At 62.9% G+C, this 16,860-nt stretch carries 17 protein-coding genes; 6 read left to right on the forward strand and 11 right to left on the reverse strand.

Annotated features, from left to right (window positions below; translation table 11 throughout):
• Positions 1 to 160 precede the first annotated feature (160 nt).
• From E7813_RS19185 to E7813_RS19195, 3 genes are all read right to left on the reverse strand, one after another.
• On the reverse strand, positions 161 to 319 hold the full coding sequence (locus E7813_RS19185; RefSeq protein WP_291576680.1) for a hypothetical protein: 159 nt from the start codon (positions 317 to 319) through the stop codon (positions 161 to 163).
• 72 nt (positions 320 to 391) lie between these two features.
• Positions 392 to 568 (reverse strand): hypothetical protein, encoded by a 177-nt coding sequence (locus tag E7813_RS19190; RefSeq protein WP_291576556.1) that lies wholly within the window; start codon positions 566 to 568, stop codon positions 392 to 394.
• A gap of 153 nt (positions 569 to 721) precedes the next feature.
• Complete coding sequence (locus E7813_RS19195) at positions 722 to 1,375, reverse strand: glutathione S-transferase family protein (protein WP_291576559.1); 654 nt, start codon at positions 1,373 to 1,375, stop codon at positions 722 to 724.
• A gap of 542 nt (positions 1,376 to 1,917) precedes the next feature.
• Between E7813_RS19195 and E7813_RS19200 the strand changes: the two genes are divergently transcribed.
• From E7813_RS19200 to E7813_RS19215, 4 genes are all read left to right on the forward strand, one after another.
• Positions 1,918 to 3,120 (forward strand): pyridoxal phosphate-dependent aminotransferase, encoded by a 1,203-nt coding sequence (locus E7813_RS19200; RefSeq protein WP_291576561.1) that lies wholly within the window; start codon positions 1,918 to 1,920, stop codon positions 3,118 to 3,120.
• 197 nt (positions 3,121 to 3,317) lie between these two features.
• Entirely contained in the window at positions 3,318 to 3,833 is a 516-nt protein-coding gene (locus E7813_RS19205; protein WP_291576563.1) for a DUF992 domain-containing protein, read from the forward strand.
• Positions 3,834 to 4,011: 178 nt separating this feature from the next.
• Entirely contained in the window at positions 4,012 to 4,494 is a 483-nt protein-coding gene (locus E7813_RS19210) for a DUF992 domain-containing protein (RefSeq protein ID WP_291576565.1), read from the forward strand.
• A gap of 239 nt (positions 4,495 to 4,733) precedes the next feature.
• The gene (locus tag E7813_RS19215) at positions 4,734 to 6,782 is read left to right on the forward strand and encodes an elongation factor G (protein WP_291576567.1); all 2,049 of its coding nucleotides are present in this window, start codon (positions 4,734 to 4,736) and stop codon (positions 6,780 to 6,782) included.
• 117 nt (positions 6,783 to 6,899) lie between these two features.
• Here E7813_RS19215 and E7813_RS19220 read toward each other — a convergent pair whose 3' ends face one another.
• The gene (locus E7813_RS19220) at positions 6,900 to 7,634 is read right to left on the reverse strand and encodes a methyltransferase domain-containing protein (RefSeq protein WP_291576569.1); all 735 of its coding nucleotides are present in this window, start codon (positions 7,632 to 7,634) and stop codon (positions 6,900 to 6,902) included.
• 274 nt (positions 7,635 to 7,908) lie between these two features.
• Between E7813_RS19220 and E7813_RS19225 the strand changes: the two genes are divergently transcribed.
• A complete protein-coding gene (locus E7813_RS19225; protein ID WP_291576571.1) occupies positions 7,909 to 8,229 on the forward strand; it encodes a helix-turn-helix transcriptional regulator in 321 nt (106 codons plus the stop codon).
• Between the two features lie 14 nt (positions 8,230 to 8,243).
• On the opposite strand, the gene E7813_RS19230 is transcribed toward E7813_RS19225, so the two are convergent.
• The 7 genes from E7813_RS19230 to E7813_RS19260 are packed head-to-tail and all read right to left on the reverse strand — an operon-like array spanning position 8,244 to position 15,718.
• Positions 8,244 to 8,777: an NADH-quinone oxidoreductase subunit B family protein gene (locus E7813_RS19230; RefSeq protein WP_291576573.1), complete on the reverse strand. Its 534-nt coding sequence runs from the start codon at positions 8,775 to 8,777 to the stop codon at positions 8,244 to 8,246.
• A 12-nt stretch (positions 8,778 to 8,789) separates the two neighbouring features.
• Positions 8,790 to 10,301 (reverse strand): NADH-quinone oxidoreductase subunit C, encoded by a 1,512-nt coding sequence (locus E7813_RS19235; RefSeq protein ID WP_291576575.1) that lies wholly within the window; start codon positions 10,299 to 10,301, stop codon positions 8,790 to 8,792.
• A gap of 18 nt (positions 10,302 to 10,319) precedes the next feature.
• Entirely contained in the window at positions 10,320 to 11,771 is a 1,452-nt protein-coding gene (locus E7813_RS19240) for a hydrogenase 4 subunit F (RefSeq protein WP_291576577.1), read from the reverse strand.
• Positions 11,768 to 12,430 carry a hydrogenase-4 component E gene (locus E7813_RS19245; protein WP_291576674.1) on the reverse strand — a complete coding sequence of 221 codons (663 nt, stop codon included), beginning with the start codon at positions 12,428 to 12,430 and terminating at the stop codon, positions 11,768 to 11,770. Before E7813_RS19245 ends, E7813_RS19240 begins: the two co-directional genes overlap by 4 nt.
• A 5-nt stretch (positions 12,431 to 12,435) precedes the next feature.
• Positions 12,436 to 13,392: an NADH-quinone oxidoreductase subunit H gene (locus E7813_RS19250; protein WP_291576579.1), complete on the reverse strand. Its 957-nt coding sequence runs from the start codon at positions 13,390 to 13,392 to the stop codon at positions 12,436 to 12,438.
• Positions 13,383 to 15,416 (reverse strand): hydrogenase 4 subunit B, encoded by a 2,034-nt coding sequence (gene hyfB / locus E7813_RS19255; RefSeq protein ID WP_291576581.1) that lies wholly within the window; start codon positions 15,414 to 15,416, stop codon positions 13,383 to 13,385. Before hyfB ends, E7813_RS19250 begins: the two co-directional genes overlap by 10 nt.
• Entirely contained in the window at positions 15,413 to 15,718 is a 306-nt protein-coding gene (locus E7813_RS19260; RefSeq protein WP_291576583.1) for a helix-turn-helix transcriptional regulator, read from the reverse strand. The genes hyfB and E7813_RS19260 overlap by 4 nt, the downstream gene beginning before the upstream one ends.
• Positions 15,719 to 15,970: 252 nt before the next feature.
• Here E7813_RS19260 and E7813_RS19265 point away from each other — a divergent pair, with 252 nt between their 5' ends.
• Positions 15,971 to 16,813 (forward strand): shikimate dehydrogenase, encoded by an 843-nt coding sequence (locus E7813_RS19265; protein ID WP_291576585.1) that lies wholly within the window; start codon positions 15,971 to 15,973, stop codon positions 16,811 to 16,813.
• Positions 16,814 to 16,860: the final 47 nt, after the last annotated feature.

Below are 16,860 nucleotides of genomic sequence, written 5' to 3' on the forward strand. Positions count from 1 at the left end.
TGCATCAGCGGCGGGTTTTCGTCTGCTGTCCTTAACAGGCGGTTGATCGAACCGGTCCGGCTTTACGATTTCTCGGCTCAAATGCTCCCCGCTTTGGGCCGCAATCATTTTGCTTTTGGCGGCGCCAGTGAGAACCGTGCGGGACGCAACAGCGGCGATGCTACTTCGTGAGTGGTGACAGAAACCCGCTCGCCGGTTGTCCGGTGAGCAGCGGCAGGCCCTCGTCGCCGCGCGTTCCGGTGGCGATCAAAAGGAACGCGGCCAGCAGGATCGCTACCGTCAGCGTCGCAGCAACAAGTACGACAGGTGTTTTCATCATTGTCCGATCGCGATGCAGATCATTGCGCGGTGACGCGCAAAAAATGCCAATGGCCGGAAAAATAGTTCGGGCTTACGCCGGTATCGGCATCGCCACCGCGACCCGGATCGAAAGCACGGTGAGGGTCACCATCAGGCACAGCGACAACGAGCCGATCGCAAGCGAGGCCGCGACGGCGTCGGTTAGTCGGGACGAGGCAACTGGCGCGGATGGGCGAACAAAACCCGCGGCGCCGGGCGACCGTGTCATGGCCGATATCCTTTGGCCGATATCCTTCAATGCGCGGGCGAATCACCGCGACATCGGAAATTTTGCAGGAATCGCTGGCAATATTGGGGCGGCAACCGCCCGAAAGTGGCCAAATGGCGGCGAGGTCGGCGTTGTACCGGCGGTTCCCGCCGTCTACGCCTCGGCGGCGGCGCTGGCCGGATCCTCGACGGCAGCGTCGGGCCGCCAGTCCATGGACACGAAGCCGGGGATCTGCTCGACCCGCCGCAACCAGGCGCGGATTGCCGGGAATGTCGCGAGGTCGAAATCGCAGCGATCGGCGAGGTGGGTATAGCCGTACAGCGCGATATCCGCGACCGTGAGCTGGCCCGCCGCAAAATAATCGTGGGTCTTGAGGTGATTTTCCATCACCTGCAACGCGGCATAGCCGCGCTCCATCCAGTCTTCCAGCGCGTGGGTTTGCAGGTCGCGGCCGCCCTTGACCAGCGACAGCCAGAAATAGGCCGCGCCGATGTTTGGCTCCAGCGCGTGCTGTTCGAAGAACATCCACTGCAGCGCCTCGGCGCGTTCGATCCGGCTTTCCGGCGCAAGCGAGGTGCCGATCGCGACATACCAGAGAATGGCGTTGGATTCGGCGAGGTAGCGTCCTTCCGCGACTTCCAGCAGCGGCACCTGTCCGCTCGGATTCATCGCCAGGAAATCCGGCGTGCGGCTCTCGCCGCGCAGGATGTCGATTTCGATCGCGCGATAGGGGGCATCCAGCAACGCCAGCGCCAGGCGGACCTTGTAGCTGTTGCCGGAGCGCTGCATGGAATAGAGTTTGTACATTCTCGATTTCGTTCGGTGGGCCACGCGCCGCGAGTCAAAAGGACGCGCCGCGCATGCGATCAGGCTATCGCTTGGCAACGCGGCCAAACAATGATGCCGATGCGGATACCTCGCAAGGCCCGGTGGTTGGAAAAAGTCGAAAACCTCTGCCGCACTGCAACCGCGCAGCAAAATTTTCCCAACACGGGACGGCGCACACCAGATCACGTTAGCGCGAGTCCAGGGATGCGGCTGACGGGCGATCATGCCCGGCCGCCATCGAAACCGTGGCTCGGCGGCGGCCGGCGAAAACACGCTGCCGGCTACGGGCATGGCGGGATGGCCGGCAAGACCGCGCGGCGTCCTTGCCGGAAATAAGCCATTTGGTTGCAGAATTTTAGGAATGTTGCGCGAAAACCGGCGAGCAACTTTCAGGTCCGCGAAAGTTTGGGTGCATCGGGCCAACGTTCTTGCGATGCAGCTTAATGCGTTTTAGGGTGCGCCGATCCCATTAAAAAGAGTCGTGAACGCGCCAGTTCACGACGCCTGCAAGGAGATGAATGATGCCGTTCCTGTCCGCTGCGCTCGACCGTGTGAAGCCGTCCGCGACCATCGCGGTGACGGATAAAGCACGCGCGCTCAAAGCGGCCGGCCGCAACGTCATCGGCCTCGGCGCCGGCGAACCCGATTTCGACACCCCGGCCAACATCAAGCTGGCGGCGATCCACGCCATCGAGGCCGGCAAGACCAAATATACCGATGTCGGCGGCATTCCCGAGCTGAAGGAGGCGATCGCCGCCAAATTCAAGCGCGAGAACGGCCTCACTTACAAGCCGAACCAGATCATCGTCGGGACCGGCGGCAAGCAGGTGCTCTACAACGCGCTGATGGCCACCATCAATCCGGGCGACGAGGTGATCATTCCGGCGCCCTACTGGGTGAGCTATCCGGAAATGGTGGCGCTCGCCGGCGGCGAACCGGTGCCGGTGGTGTGCACGGCGGCGGCTGGCTTCAAGCTGCAGCCCGACGCGCTCGAAAAGGCGATCACGCCGAAGACCAAGTGGATCATCCTTTGCTCGCCGTCGAACCCGACGGGTGCTGCCTATACGCGTGCCGAATTGAAGGCGATCACCGACGTGCTGGTGAAGCACCCCAATGTCTGGGTCATGACCGACGACATGTACGAGCATCTGGTCTATGACGACTTCGTGTTCTCGACGCCGGCGCAGGTCGAGCCGAAACTGTACGACCGCACGCTGACGGTGAACGGCGTGTCGAAGGCCTATTGCATGACCGGGTGGCGCATCGGCTACGCCGGCGGCCCGGCCGAGCTGATCAAGGCGATGGCGACGATCCAGTCGCAGTCGACCTCAAACCCGTCGTCGATCTCGCAATGGGCGTCGGTCGAGGCGCTCAACGGCCCGCAGGACTTCATTCCGGTGAACAACAAGGTGTTTAAGGAACGCCGCGATCTCGTGGTGTCGATGCTCAATCAGGCCAAGGGTATCGATTGTCCGCGGCCGCAGGGCGCGTTCTATGTCTACCCGTCCTGCGCCGGCACCATCGGCAAGAGCTCGCCGTCGGGCAAGACGATCGCCAACGACGAGGACTTCGTCACCGAACTCCTGGAGAACGAAGGCGTCGCGGTGGTGCAGGGTTCGGCGTTCGGGCTCGGGCCGGCGTTCCGCATCTCCTACGCGGCCAAGACTTCGGATCTCGAGGAAGCCTGCAAACGCATCCAGCGGTTTTGTGGCAATTTGAGATAGAGCGTTTTCAAGCGAAGTGGCTTCGGTTCGCGTGAAAAGAACGCGTCGGAAAAGAGGCTGTCAAATCACTTCTCACATCGCTTCGCCGTCGAACGTTTGATGTTTTGATGGCGGTCTCCTGAAAGCGCCTTGTTTTGAACAAGGCGTTTTCTTTCTGTCGCTCCGCCAACTTAATCCGTCATGCGGGGATCACAGATATGCGACTTTCAACCCTCACCATTTCCGCCGCCGCGCTGGTGGCGTCGTTCGCGAGCGCCAAGGCGCTGCCACCGGTTCGTGCCGGTATCCTGCAATGCCAGGGTGGTCAGAATGTCGGTTTCGTCGTCGGCTCGGTGACCAGCTTCCAGTGCGTATTCCAGAGCGAGGGTGGTCGTCCTGATCCCTATATCGCTACCGTCCGCCGCTATGGCGTGGATCTCGGCTTTACCGAGCAGACCCGGTTTTCCTGGGCGGTGAATGCGCCGGTGCGGCGGGTGGGACGCGGCGAACTCGCCGGCGACTATGGCGGCGTCGGCGCCAACGCGTCGATCGGGGTCGGCTTTGGCGGCAATTTTCTGGTCGGCGGTCCGGCCAATGCCTACGCGCTGCAGCCGATCAGCGTGCAGGGCCAGACCGGGCTGAATGTCGCGGCCGGCATTGCCGATATCGACTTGCAGCCGTACCGGCCCGGCCATGGCGGCCGGTCTTATCATCGCCATCACCATCGCGGTTGAGCGATCGCGATGTTATTGGAAGAGGCCCGCGGAAGCGGGGCTTTTTATTTGGCGGAATCCAAACGCGGTGAAATCTGGCACCGCTGCCGATGTTGTGGCATAGAGAGGGCGGCGCCGGGGCTATGGCGCTTTCCTGATTCTCTGCCCGCATCACATCCTTTCAGCCGGAGATTTCCTCATGCGCCGCTTCATCAACCTTGCCGGTGTCGCCGGCACCTTGCTGGTTGCCCTTTCCGCCGCCGCTGCGCAGCAGCCGATGCAGCGCGTACAGATCGGCGTCCTCGAATGTCGCGGCGGCGCCAGCGTAGGCTTCATCGTCGGCTCGGTGACCAACCTCGGCTGCGTACTGCACGCCGACGGGATGCCGGACGACCGCTACGTCGCCACCATTCGTAAAGTGGGCGTCGACCTTGGCATCACCCAGGAATCGGCGCTGGCCTGGGGCGTGTTCGCGCCGTCGGCGCGGCTTGGGCCGGGCGGCCTGTCCGGCAATTATGCCGGCGCGCAGGGCAGCGCTTCGGTCGGCGTCGGTGTCGGCGGCAACGCGCTGATCGGCGGTTCGGAGAATTCGATCGCGCTGCAGCCGCTCAGCGTCCAGGGCCAAGTCGGCCTCAATGTCGCGGCCGGGCTGGAAAGCCTGGAACTTCGACCGGGAATGTAATTTCTTCTCCCTCGTCCCGCACTCGCCGCGAAGGCGACATAGCCGAAACTTCGCTTCGGCGTTCTTGAAGAACGGCCGCCGAAGGTGGGCTGTGCTCTTCCGCGCCGAGCGGGGAGAGGTGAAGAAGCCACCAGCCTCGCATCGCAGCGATATTTTTCCCGCTTGCCAAAATCTCGCGGCGGGCGGAGCATCCATCCGCCGACCCAATCAAGGGCCGAGCTCCAGATGAGGAGGCGGCGATGGGACATGATGTCAGAAGTCCTCGCGGTCCACGGTGCATTGCACTGGTGGGCCCTTTCCAAAGCGGTAAAACCACACTTCTTGAAGCGATCTTGGCGCGCACCGGCGCCATCCCGCGTGCCGGCAGCGTCGATGCCGGAACTTCGGTAGGCGACGCCAGCCCCGAGGCCCGCCATCACAAGATGGGCGTCGGCCTGACCGCCGCCACGACCAGTTTCATGGGCGACAGCTACACCTTTATCGATTGCCCCGGCTCGGTGGAATTCGCGCACGACATGCGCGCGGCGGTCCCGGCGGTCGACGCCGCGGTGGTGGTCTGCGAGGCCGACGAACGCAAGCTGCCGCAACTTCAGATCATCCTGCGCGAGCTCGAGGATCTCGGCATTCCGCGCTTTCTGTTTCTCAACAAGATCGACAAGGCCAGCAAGCGCATCCGCGAGACGCTTGCGACCCTGCAGCCGGCATCGCGGATCCCGCTGGTGCTGCGGCAGATTCCGATCTGGAACGGCGATTTGATCGCGGGCTTCGTCGATCTCGCGCTGGAACGCGCCTTCGTCTATCGCGAACACAAGGCCTCCGAAGTCGTGGCCCTGGAAGGCGGCGACCTAGACCGCGAGAAGGAAGCGCGGTTCTCGATGCTGGAAAAGCTCGCCGACCACGACGACGCGCTGATGGAGCAATTGCTCGAGGACATTGCGCCGCCGCGCGACGCGGTGTTCGACGACCTCGCCCGCGAATTGCGCGAAGGTTTGATCTGCCCGGTGCTGCTCGGTTCTGCGCTGCGCGAGAACGGCGTGCTGCGCCTGATGAAGGCGCTGCGGCATGAATCGCCCGATGTCACCGCGACCGCAAAGCGTCTCGGTGCGTCCTCGAAAGGCGATGCGCTGGCCTATGTGTTCAAGACCGTGCATCTGCAGCACGGCGGCAAGCTGTCGCTGACGCGCGTGCTGGCCGGACATCTCGACGACGGCGCGACGCTGCAATCCTCACGCGGCGAGACCGGCCGGGTGTCCGGGATCCTTGCGGCGAACGGCGCCCACGACACCAAACGCGCCGCAGCCGAGGCCGGCGACATCGTCGCGCTCGGCAAGCTCGATTCCGTCAGGACCGGCGACACGCTGTCCAGCGGCAAGACCGCGCCGTCATCGCTGGTCAGCGTCGTGCCGTCGCCGCCGGTGCTGGCCGTGGCGCTCGCGGCCGCCGACCGCAAGGATGACGTCAAGCTCGGTCAGGCCCTGTTGCGGCTGAACGAGGAAGATCCGTCGCTGACGATGATCCACAACGCCCAGACCCACGACATCGTGCTGTGGGGGCAGGGCGAAATGCATCTGCGGGTCGCCCTCGAGCGGTTACGCGACCGCTTCGGCGTCAACGTCAAATCGCAGGCTCCCGGAATCGGATACCAGGAGACGATCCGCAAATCGATCACCCAGCGCGGCCGGCACAAGAAACAGTCCGGCGGCCACGGCCAGTTCGGCGACGTGGTGCTGGAGGTCAAGCCGATGCCGCGCGGCGGCGGCTTCGTGTTTCAGGAAACGGTGGTCGGCGGCGCGGTGCCGCGCAACTATATCGGCGCCGTGGAAGAGGGCGTTGTCGACGGGCTGTTGCGCGGACCGCTCGGCTTTCCCGTCATCGACGTGCAGGTGACGCTGACCGACGGTTCCTATCACAGCGTGGATTCGTCGGATCTGGCGTTCCGCACCGCGGCCCGGATCGGCGTCACCGAAGCGCTGCCGCAGTGCCAACCGGTATTGCTGGAGCCGATCCACGTGGTCGAGATCGTCTGTCCGACCGAGGCTACCGCCAAGATCAACGCCATCCTGTCGGGACGGCGCGGCCAGATTCTCGGCTTCGATACCCGCGAGGGCTGGGCCGGATGGGATCGCGTCCGCGCCATGATGCCGGAAGCCGAGATCGGCGAACTGATCGTGGAGTTGCGGTCGGCAACCGCCGGCGCCGGCAGTTTTACCCGGCAGTTCGACCGCATGGCCGAGGTCACCGGCCGCGCCGCCGACCAGATCATCGCGGCGCACCGGGTGGCGGCGTAGCTTCGGCGGCGTCGCTTCCTTTTTTGCCAGCGCACGCCATTTCCGCTTTTGCGGGAATGGCGGCGTGGGCGTCGGGTTGTCCCGTGTCTCGCGCCGGTACGCCGGACAACTGCGGCGTCAGCGCAATCCGCAAGCAAGATCACGGCTTCGCAATCGTCCGCGGCGGATCGACCAGCGTTCATGGCTCTGGCGCATCACGCGTTCGAGCGTCGCCCGTGAACCCAGCGTCTTCTCGGGCGTGCAGGCGATGATGGCATTGCGGTTCTCGATGCCTTGCTCGTCGACGATCCATGTCCGCAGGTCTTCACCCGCAAGCCGGGCGGCGATCCGGTCAACGGTGGGATCAATGTCGTTTGCCACCATGGCGTTCATCACGATCCTGCCGCCCGGTGCAAGGCGGGCGCGGATGGCGTCGCAGGTCTCTGCATCGAACTCGTCCGTGAACCGGAATTCCGGGCCGCCAACGTCGATCGCGATGCCATCGTAGTAGGCGCGGTCATCGAAGACGAATTTTCGGAAGTCGGAGACGATGCAAGGTATTTCGTCCGGCAGTTCGAAGAACCGATGTGCAAGCACGAAGCTGATCGGGTTGATGTCGACCATCGTCAACTTCTTGCCGTGACGCGACAGCCTGGTCGCCAGATTTCCGCCGCCGCAGCCCAGGATGAGGATTTGCTGGGAGCAGGATAGCAGTTCGTCCATGAGCTTGACGTAGGTGAACACGCTTTCGCCGTCCCGCGTGGCCTGGCTTTGCCTGACGCCCTCCTCGAAGTACACGCGCGTGCCGTCCCAGGAACACTCGACGATATCGATCTGCCCGTTCCTCCCTTGATAACGACCCAGCAATTTCACGGCGGACCATACCTCAAGAGTAGTGCATCACAATATATGCATTAAACATCTCTTATCATGTAATTTTTGTGCCGGCAACCATCCCAAGGTTTTGCTGATGATGTTTCCATGTTCAGTCCTCGCGAAAAATTCGATACAAAAGTCGCCGCTTCGATCTGTCTTTGGACGGCGCGAACGGCGTGTTGATATATTTTGCATCTGAATTGATGCTTGAAACGGTAATTCAGATAGTATAGATATATTCAATACGCATCGAACCGGAGGCCGCTATTTCATGATCACGGCCAACCAACTCAGGGCCGCCCGCGCGCTGCTGAACATAGATCAGCGGCAGACTGCCGATCTGGCAGACCTTTCGGTTCCCACCATCCAGCGCATGGAAGCCAGCGATGGCGTGATCCGGGCCAACGTCGATTCTCTCATGAAACTGGTTTCCGCGCTGGAGAACGCAGGGATCGAACTGATCAATCCGGGCGTTCCGAGTTCGACCGGCGGGCGGGGCGTTCGGCTTAGGGAGCATGTGGCAAACCCAAAGATCAGGAATGTCCGGCAACCCAGGCAGTCCTCCTCGCGGGCCATGGAGCGGGCCCGGTAGCTCGCACAACACTTTCAAGTCGTCACGGCGTTGATGTCCACCCGTTCCAGCAGTGCCAGCAGCCCTTGCAGCATGTCCGTTGGATTCGGCGGGCAGCCGGCAATGTGGAGATCGACCGGGATCACGTCGGAGACGCCTCCGACGACCGCGTAGCTCCCGGCGAAACAGCCGCCATCCCGCGCGCAATCGCCAATCGCGACGACCCATTTGGGATTGGGCGTCGCATGATAGGTGCGCTCCAGCGCCTCGCGCATGTTTTTGGTCACGGGGCCCGTCACCATCAGCACGTCGGCATGGCGCGGCGAGGCCACGAAGCGCAGGCCGAAGCGCTCGACGTCATAGTAGGCGTTGTTGAGCGCGTGGATTTCGAGTTCACATCCATTGCAGGATCCAGCGTCGACCTCGCGTATCGACAGGCTTCGGCCGAGCCGCCGCCGCGCAGCGCGACCGACCATGGTGGCAAGCTCGATCACCGCGGCACCGTCTGCGGACGGCGCCTGTTCGGTGAACGGCCGGCGAAACAGACTGTCAAAAAGCAGCTTGCGCATTTTGTGCCGTCCTTAGAGATCGTGCCCGGAATAGGAACAGTTGAACGACTTGTTGCAGAGTGGAAAGTCAGCGACGATATTGTTCTCGACCACAGCCTCGAGCAGCGGCCACTGGAACCAGGATGGGTCGCGCATGTGGCACCGTTCGATCCGACCATCCCGCAAGCGTAGCCAGACCAGCACGTCGCCGCGAAACCCCTCGACGATCGCCATGCCTTCCCGCGCCTCCGACCGATCTCCCGCCGGTGTCATCAACCGGCCCTCGGGAAGCCGATTCAGTATCTGGTCGATCAGTGAAAGACCCTGCTCGACCTCGCGTATGCGAATCCAGACGCGGGCGTTGACGTCCCCCTCGCTGAGGACGGGCACCTCAAAGGACAGGCTGTCATAGGGCGGGTAGGCAAGGGCCCGGCGCGCGTCGAAGGATCGGCCGGAGGCGCGGCCGATGTAGCCGCCGGCGGCATATTGCCTGGTCAATGCGGGTTTGAGCACACCCGTATCGACGGTACGATCCTGCAGCGACGCCGTGTTGTCGTACAGTTCGACCAAAGCGGGAAAGCGCAGGCGGATGTTGTCCGCCATCGCCTGGATGATTTCCGTCCCTGCGTCGTCGAGATCGCCGATGACGCCGCCGGGGACGATGATATCCCGCATCAGTCGATGGCCGAATGCGCTACCGGAAGCACGCAGGACGCTCTCCCGCAGCACGCTGCAATGCGCGTGCATCAGTGCGAAGGAGGCATCGTTGCAGATGGCGCCGATGTCGCCGAGATGATTGGCGAGCCGCTCGAGTTCCGCCAGCAGAGCCCGCAGCCAAACCGCGCGATCGGGCGCGCCAAGCTCCAGGGCTGCCTCGGCCGCCTTCGAAAACGCATAGGCGTAGGCGACGGTGCTGTCGCCCGATACCCGTCCGGCGAGTTGGACGGCCCGCTCGAGACTGGCTCCGATCATGAGTTGCTCGACGCCCTTGTGGGTGTATCCCAGCCGTTGTTCCAGCCGGACCACGGTCTCCCCGCTTGCCGTAAAGCGGAAATGACCCGGCTCGATGATTCCGGCATGCACGGGTCCGACCGCAATCTGATGCAGCCCGCTGCCTTCCGCCGGCAGGAAGCGGTAGGGCATGGCCTGTGACGGCCCGTTGATCCGGTCTCCCGATGGGAAACGTACGCCCCAGCGATCGTGATCAAGCCAGGGACGGGTGTCGGGAAGACCTTGCGCTGATAGTCCGAACAGGTCGTTGACGGCGCGCTCCAATCGAAGCGCCGGCGGATGATGCCTGCCGACCGACGGATAACGGCGATCGGGGCAGTCCAGACTGACGACCAGGATTTCCGTGGCGAACGGATCCATGATCGCCATGTGCACCGTCGAGGGTTCTCCCCACAGGCCGAGCAGACCCCAACGTCCCTGCTGCAGTTCGCCCGCCGCAAACTCCCACTGCTGCGCATCGACCACGACACGCGGCCACGGGCCGTGTTGCTGGACCTTGTGGCCCTTCAGCATCAGATCGATCAGCGCCGCCATATCCCGTTGATCCTTCAATTATCCAAGCAGGCGAGCTACATGCTGGAACCAGACCACGAACGGACCGGGAAGATAGATTCCCGCGATCAGCACCAGCGTCAGATGCGCAAACATCGGAACATAGGAAGCCTCCGCCGACGCCGTGCTGCCGCGCGGCGTGCCGAATGCGACCGTGGTCAGGCGCAACAACAGCGCGCCAAAGGCCAGCAAAATCCCGAACACCAGCACGATCGCGAGCAGGGGCTGGCGCGCAAAGGTCGAACTGACGACCAGAAATTCGCTCATGAAGATGCCGAGCGGCGGCAACCCGGCGATCGCGACGACGCCCACCACCAGGCCCCAGCCAAGCGCCGGATGGGTTACCGTCAAGCCGCGGATCCGGCTGATCCGCTGCGTGCCCTTGATCTGCGAAATATGGCCGACGGCGTAGAAGATCGCCGACTTGGTCAGGCTGTGCATCACCATGTGAAGCAGGCCCGCGAAATTGGCCAGCGGGCCGCCCATTCCGAACGCAAACACGATGATGCCCATGTGTTCGATCGAGGAGTAGGCGAACAAGCGTTTGATGTCGCGCCGACGGTAGAGCATGAACGCTGCGAACACGAGCGAAACCAGGCCCATGGTCACCATCAGCGGACCGGGCGCAATCGCGTGGGGATTGGCAGCGAGCAATATCTTGAAGCGCAACAGCGCATAAAGCGCGACATTCAGCAGCAGGCCGGACAGCACCGCCGAAATCGGCGTCGGACCCTCGGCGTGCGCGTCGGGCAGCCAGGCATGCAGCGGCGCGAGGCCGACCTTTGTTCCATAGCCGAGAAACAGGAATATGAAGGCGACGTTGAGCAGCGCAGGATCGAACCTGTCGGCATGCTGGATCAGCAGTGTCCAGACCATGGCGTCCTGGCCCTCGCCGACCACCGGACGCGCCGCCATGTAGACCAGGATGGTGCCGAACAATGCGAGCGCGATACCGACGCTGCCGAGAATAAAATATTTCCACGCCGCTTCCAGCGCGGCATGCGTGCGGTAGATGCCGACCATCAGCACGGTGGTCAGGGTGGCGATTTCCACCGCCACCCACATCAACCCGATATTGTTCGACACGAAAGCCAGATTCATGCCGAACATCATGGTCTGGTACATCGCGTGGTAGAAACGCAGGTAGGCCGGCGTCAACCGGCCGGTCTCGAGTTCATGGGCGATGTAGCTGGCGCTGAATATGCTGGTGGTGAAACCCACGAAGGTATTGAGCACGATGAAGACGATGTTCAGATCGTCGACCAGCACGTAGGGCGCGGGCGGCGGACGGTCGATCGCGAACAGCGACAGTGCCGAAAGAAATGTCGCGAGACTGGCCATCACGTTCAGCCGCGCCGTCAGCCGGTAGCCGGGCAGCACGGCCAGCAACGCCGCCGAGCCGATCGGGATCAGCAGCACAGCCACGACGGGATTGAAAGTGGGCACGCTCATCGGTGCTCGCCCCGATAGTCATCCAGCGCGGACACGTCCACGGAATCGAAGCGTTCGCGGATCCGGAACAGGAAGATGCCGATCACGATGAAGGCGATCAGGATCGAGAACGCGACGCTGATCTCGACCACGAGCGGCATGCCCTTGGCGCCGGTGGCCGCCAGCACGAGGCCATTTTCCAGCGACATGAATCCCACGACCTGACTGACGGCGTTGCGGCGGGTCACCATGACCAGCAGCCCGAGCAGCACGACCGACAGCGCAAAGGCGAGATCCTCGCGCGCCAGAGGGTCGGCCTCCGCGGTGACCCGCAGCATCAGCACCATGGAGAGGGCGACCAGCCCCATCCCGGCCAGCATGGTCGGGCCGATCCCGACCGCCGACTCGATATCGCGGTGAATCCCGAGCTGTTTGACGATGCGGTGCAGCGCCACCGGGATGACGATCGCCTTGAACACCAGCGCGATCGCCGCGGTCACGTAAAGATGCGGCGCGTCCTGAATGAAGGCTTGCCAGGCGACCGAGAGCGCGAGCACCAGCGCATGGAGCGCAAACACGTTGAGCAGCGAATAAAGCCGGTCCTGGTACAGCATCATGAAGCTGATCAGAACCAGGCCGCCGGCGAGGGTATGAGAGACATCGAAGGAGAGACTGTGCATCTGCATCAGAAACTCCTCGACACGAACAGCAGCAGGGTGCCGAGCAGACCCAGCATGAGCGCAGCACCGAGGAATTGCGGGATGCGGAACACCCGCATTTTCGCCGTCGCGGTCTCGAACAGTGCGAGCAGGAAGCCGGCAACCGCGAGTTTGACGATGTAGGCGCCGGCGCCGATGGCGTATGCCAGCGGGCCGGTGCCGAACAGCGCGATCTTCCAGGGCACGAATACGCAGGCGATCAGCGAAATGTAGAGCAGCAGCTGGAGAAAGGCGCCAAACTCGATCATGGCGAGATGGCGACCCGAATATTCGAGAACCATCGCTTCGTGCACCATGGTGAGTTCCAGGTGCGTGGCCGGATTGTCGACGGGGATTCGCGCGTTCTCCGCGAGCGCCACCATGATGAGCGCAATCAAGGCCATTCCGAGCGACACCCGCAATCCGACGTAGGACGAGGCGAGGAAATTTGCCACCGTCGAAAGCTGGGTCGAGCCGGCGACCAGCGCCATGCAAAACACGATCAGCAGCATCGCCGGCTCGGCGAGTGCGGCGATCATTACTTCGCGACTGGAACCGATGCCGCCGAAACTGGTGCCGACGTCCATCCCCGCGAGCGCCAGGAAGAAGCGTGCACTTCCAAGCAACGCGACAATGGCGATCAGGTCCGCGGTCCAGTTGAACAGCAGGCCGGTGGCGAAAGTCGGCACCAGGGCGGCGGCGACCCAGATCGCGGCAAAGGTTATGTACGGGGTGACGCGGAACAGCCACGACGCGTTGTCGGCCAGCACGACCTCCTTGCGGAGCAGCCGCAACAGATCCCGATACGGTTGAAAAACCGAAGCCCCCCGGCGACGCAGCAGCCGGGCCTTGATCTTGCGCACGAAGCCGGTCAGCAGCGGCGCGAGCAGCAGCACCAGCAGCATCTGCACGCCCTGGACAAGGATGTCTGAGATCACGACCATATCGCGAGCACCAGCAGCAGCGTAACGAGGGTGGCGAAAACCAGACTGAGATAGCGCCGGATGGTCAGGAACTGCAGGTTATTGAACCGATTGGCGGCGAAGCCGATCGCACCGGCAGTCGGAGCGTAGATGCCCTCCCAGATCGGATCATGCAGTTCGATCCTGAGCCGGGCGGGCCGGGTATCTCCGGGGGCCGGCATCTCGACATGATCGCGGGCGTGAAACACCAGCGTGCCGAAGACGCGGCGGATCGGTTGCGCAAAGCTCTCGGCCGAATACTGTGCCGCCGGGGTGGAATCGGAAAAGCCGCAGCCCCAGGCCGGTCCCCGTCGCAGTGCATGAGAGGCGAAGCGGTGGATAAAGAAGTTCGCAAGCGAAGCAGACACCGTGATGAATACCAGCACGAGCAATCCGTTATATGAGCTGCGGCTCTCCGCGATCGGCGCGATCGAAAGCCAGGCCTCGTTGGCCTGTATCGGCATGCGTCCATCGAGGATCGCAATCGAAATCGGCGACAGCGCGTCGATCACCGGCCCCGGCAAAATCCCGGCCAGCAGGCAAAATGCGGCGAGGATGAACATGGCCGAAAGCGAGTAGCGGTCGACTTCCCCTGCAGTTTCCGCCGCCGCGCCGCGCGGCCGCCCAAGAAAAGTGACGCCGAACGCCTTGACGAAACATGCCGCCGCCAATGCGGCAGCCAATGCCAGCAACGCCCCGACCGCAGGCACCATTATCTTCAGGGCCCATTGCGGCAACTCCGGACTTTGCAACACGGCCTGGAAGATCAGCCATTCCGAGACAAAGCCGTTGAAGGGCGGCAGCGCCGAGATCGCAACGCAGCCGACGAGAAAGGCAAAGCTGGTGAACGGCATCCGATGGATGAGGCCGCCCAATTTGTCCATGTCACGCTCGCCCGTCGAAGTCAGGACGGCGCCGGCCCCAAAGAACAGCAGACTCTTGAAGAAAGAGTGATTGAGAACGTGAAACAGCGCCGCCGTGAATGCGAGTGCCGCCGCCAGTTTCAGGCCGTTGGCCTGAAAGGCCAGTGCAAGGCCGAGGCTGACGAAGATAATGCCGACGTTTTCAATCGTGCTGTAGGCCAGCAGGCGCTTGAGGTCCTTTTCCATCATTGCGTACAGAATCCCCATGACGGCGGTGAGGCCACCAAGGAAGAGAACGATCACGCTCGCAGACCAGGTCGGCTGCCCCAGCAGATCGAAAACAACGCGAATGAAACCGTAAATCGCGACCTTGGTCATGACGCCGCTCATCAGCGCCGACACATGGCTGGGAGCCGCGGGATGCGCGAGCGGCAGCCAAACATGCAACGGCACCAGGCCGGCCTTTGAGCCGGCTCCAAGCAACATCAGGATCAACGCCAGCGTGGCCACGTACGGCGTATGTTGAGCGGCGCGAATCGCCGCAAATCCGTAGTCCCCGGTCGGTCCCGCCAACAGGCCGAAGGCCAGCAGCAATGCGAGCGTGCCGAAGCTTGCCATTACGAGGTAGACGTAGCCCGCCCTTGCGTTGCCGGGTTCGCGGTGGTGCGCCATGACGAGCGCCCAGGAAGCGAGCGACATGAATTCCCAGCACAGCAGATAGGAAAACGCGTCATCTGCCATCACCACAAGATTCATGCCGGCCAGAAAGGCGGGGAAGAAGGGCAGCACGCGATGCGGTGCCGGGTCGTGGCGGCCGTAGCCAAGGCCATAAAGGCTTGCGGCCGCTCCTCCCAGATCGACCACAACCAGGAAGAAGGACGCCAATGCATCCAGGCGGAAATGGGCGCCAAGCCACGGCAATCCGATCGGCAAGGTCACGCCCGAGGCATTGGTGTTGCCGCCGATCAACCAGTACAGCGACCCGAGCATTGCAATCAGGCAAACCACCGACGTGGCGCCGTAGATCACGGCGCTGGCGCGGTGTGAGCGGCTCAGAACTATCGCGAGAATGGCGATGCCCAGCAGTGCCGCGACGCACGACATTTGCAAGGTGACAGCGGAGACAGCCAGCACAGAACTCATGTCCGCGCCCTGGTTCTGCCGGATGCCCTGGATTGAACATCCCTGGCCGGACTCGACCCGATCTTTAACCGCACTCCGCGGCCCTGCGAATTGCTGACGGCTCCTTCGTCGATCATCTCGATCCCGGCCGCATCGAATGCGGCGATTAGCTTGACGAGCGAATCGACGTTGCCTCGCACCATCGTTTCGCTGGCCTCCATGCGCTGAATGGTTGGCACCGAAAGCCCTGACAGTTCGGCGAGCCGGCGTTGATCGATGCCGAGAAGCACCCTGGCGGCCCGCAATTGAGCTGCCGTGATCATGGACCTACCTCACTGTCGGGACCCCGGCCGGTATGAGACATCATATTTGCATGATAAGTAATGATGTTAAAATGTCAATAAATGATATTTAAGATATCTAATCTAAGGGATGCTTCCTGACCTTTAAACTGCGGGTTTTGAGGGTCGCGCCTGCCGGTTATTGCGCGACGCTCGCAGCATTGACAGCGGACGCGGCTTGCCCGATTTGAGCAGGCGTGACGCCCGTTCACTGGGCGCACAACGGGACTGGCAATGACCGCCGAGACCAAGGTTCGCGCCGCGTGTCTGATCGGATGGCCGGCGGCGCATTCGCGCTCGCCGCTGATCCATCATTACTGGCTGCGAACACTTGAAATCGAGGGCGGCTACAGCATCGAGGCGATTCCCCCCGAAGGCTTTGCCGAATTCGTGCTCCATCTGTCGACGCACGGCTTTGTCGGCGCCAATGTCACCATCCCGCACAAGGAGCGCGCGCTGGCGCTGTCGATACCGGATGGGCGCGCCCGCGCGGTCGGCGCGGCCAACACGCTGTGGTACGAGGGCGGCGAATTGCGCTCGACCAACACCGACATCGAAGGCTTTATCAACAATCTCGACGCCTGCGCGCCCGGATGGGACGGGATCGAGGATGCGCTGGTGCTTGGCGCCGGCGGGGCGTCGCGCGCCGTGATATTCGGGTTGATCGAGCGCGGCATCAAGCGGGTGCATCTCGCCAACCGGACCTTCGATCGCGCTCGTGCGCTGGCGGATCAATTTGGCGCCAGTGTTCATCCCGTGGCGTGGGACGGCATCGCCGCTCTGCTGCCGCGCGCGGGATTGCTGGTGAATGCGACATCGCTCGGCATGCACGGCCAGCCCGCGCTGGAAGTCGATACCGGCCTGCTGCCGCCGCATGGTGTTGTCGCCGACCTCGTCTATGTGCCGCTGGAAACGCCGTTGTTATCCGCTGCTCGGGCGCGCGGGCTGAAGATCGCCGACGGGCTCGGCATGCTGCTGCATCAGGCGGTGCGCGGCTTTGAACTATGGTTCGGGCAGCGTCCCGAAGTCACGCCGGAGCTTCGCGCGCTGGTCGAAGCCGATCTCACAGAAGTTTGAGCCGGAATATCGAACCAAACGCGGTGTCCCCTGTTAATCGACACCCC

This window comes from Bradyrhizobium sp., assembly GCF_004799405.1.
GTDB lineage: Bacteria > Pseudomonadota > Alphaproteobacteria > Rhizobiales > Xanthobacteraceae > Bradyrhizobium.

Bases quoted from the DNA above. Each gene is read 5' to 3' on its own strand.
- E7813_RS19240 (WP_291576577.1), bottom strand. From the start codon at position 11,771: ATGAGCGTGCCCACTTTCAATCCCGTCGTGGCTGTGCTGCTGATCCCG.
- E7813_RS19200 (WP_291576561.1), top strand. From the start codon at position 1,918: ATGCCGTTCCTGTCCGCTGCGCTCGACCGTGTGAAGCCGTCCGCGACC.
- E7813_RS19185 (WP_291576680.1), bottom strand. From the start codon at position 319: ATGATGAAAACACCTGTCGTACTTGTTGCTGCGACGCTGACGGTAGCG.
- E7813_RS19225 (WP_291576571.1), top strand. From the start codon at position 7,909: ATGATCACGGCCAACCAACTCAGGGCCGCCCGCGCGCTGCTGAACATA.
- E7813_RS19245 (WP_291576674.1), bottom strand. From the start codon at position 12,430: ATGCACAGTCTCTCCTTCGATGTCTCTCATACCCTCGCCGGCGGCCTG.
- E7813_RS19230 (WP_291576573.1), bottom strand. From the start codon at position 8,777: ATGCGCAAGCTGCTTTTTGACAGTCTGTTTCGCCGGCCGTTCACCGAA.
- E7813_RS19195 (WP_291576559.1), bottom strand. From the start codon at position 1,375: ATGTACAAACTCTATTCCATGCAGCGCTCCGGCAACAGCTACAAGGTC.
- E7813_RS19190 (WP_291576556.1), bottom strand. From the start codon at position 568: ATGACACGGTCGCCCGGCGCCGCGGGTTTTGTTCGCCCATCCGCGCCA.
- E7813_RS19260 (WP_291576583.1), bottom strand. From the start codon at position 15,718: ATGATCACGGCAGCTCAATTGCGGGCCGCCAGGGTGCTTCTCGGCATC.
- E7813_RS19210 (WP_291576565.1), top strand. From the start codon at position 4,012: ATGCGCCGCTTCATCAACCTTGCCGGTGTCGCCGGCACCTTGCTGGTT.
- hyfB (WP_291576581.1), bottom strand. From the start codon at position 15,416: ATGAGTTCTGTGCTGGCTGTCTCCGCTGTCACCTTGCAAATGTCGTGC.
- E7813_RS19265 (WP_291576585.1), top strand. From the start codon at position 15,971: ATGACCGCCGAGACCAAGGTTCGCGCCGCGTGTCTGATCGGATGGCCG.
- E7813_RS19250 (WP_291576579.1), bottom strand. From the start codon at position 13,392: ATGGTCGTGATCTCAGACATCCTTGTCCAGGGCGTGCAGATGCTGCTG.
- E7813_RS19215 (WP_291576567.1), top strand. From the start codon at position 4,734: ATGGGACATGATGTCAGAAGTCCTCGCGGTCCACGGTGCATTGCACTG.
- E7813_RS19235 (WP_291576575.1), bottom strand. From the start codon at position 10,301: ATGGCGGCGCTGATCGATCTGATGCTGAAGGGCCACAAGGTCCAGCAA.
- E7813_RS19205 (WP_291576563.1), top strand. From the start codon at position 3,318: ATGCGACTTTCAACCCTCACCATTTCCGCCGCCGCGCTGGTGGCGTCG.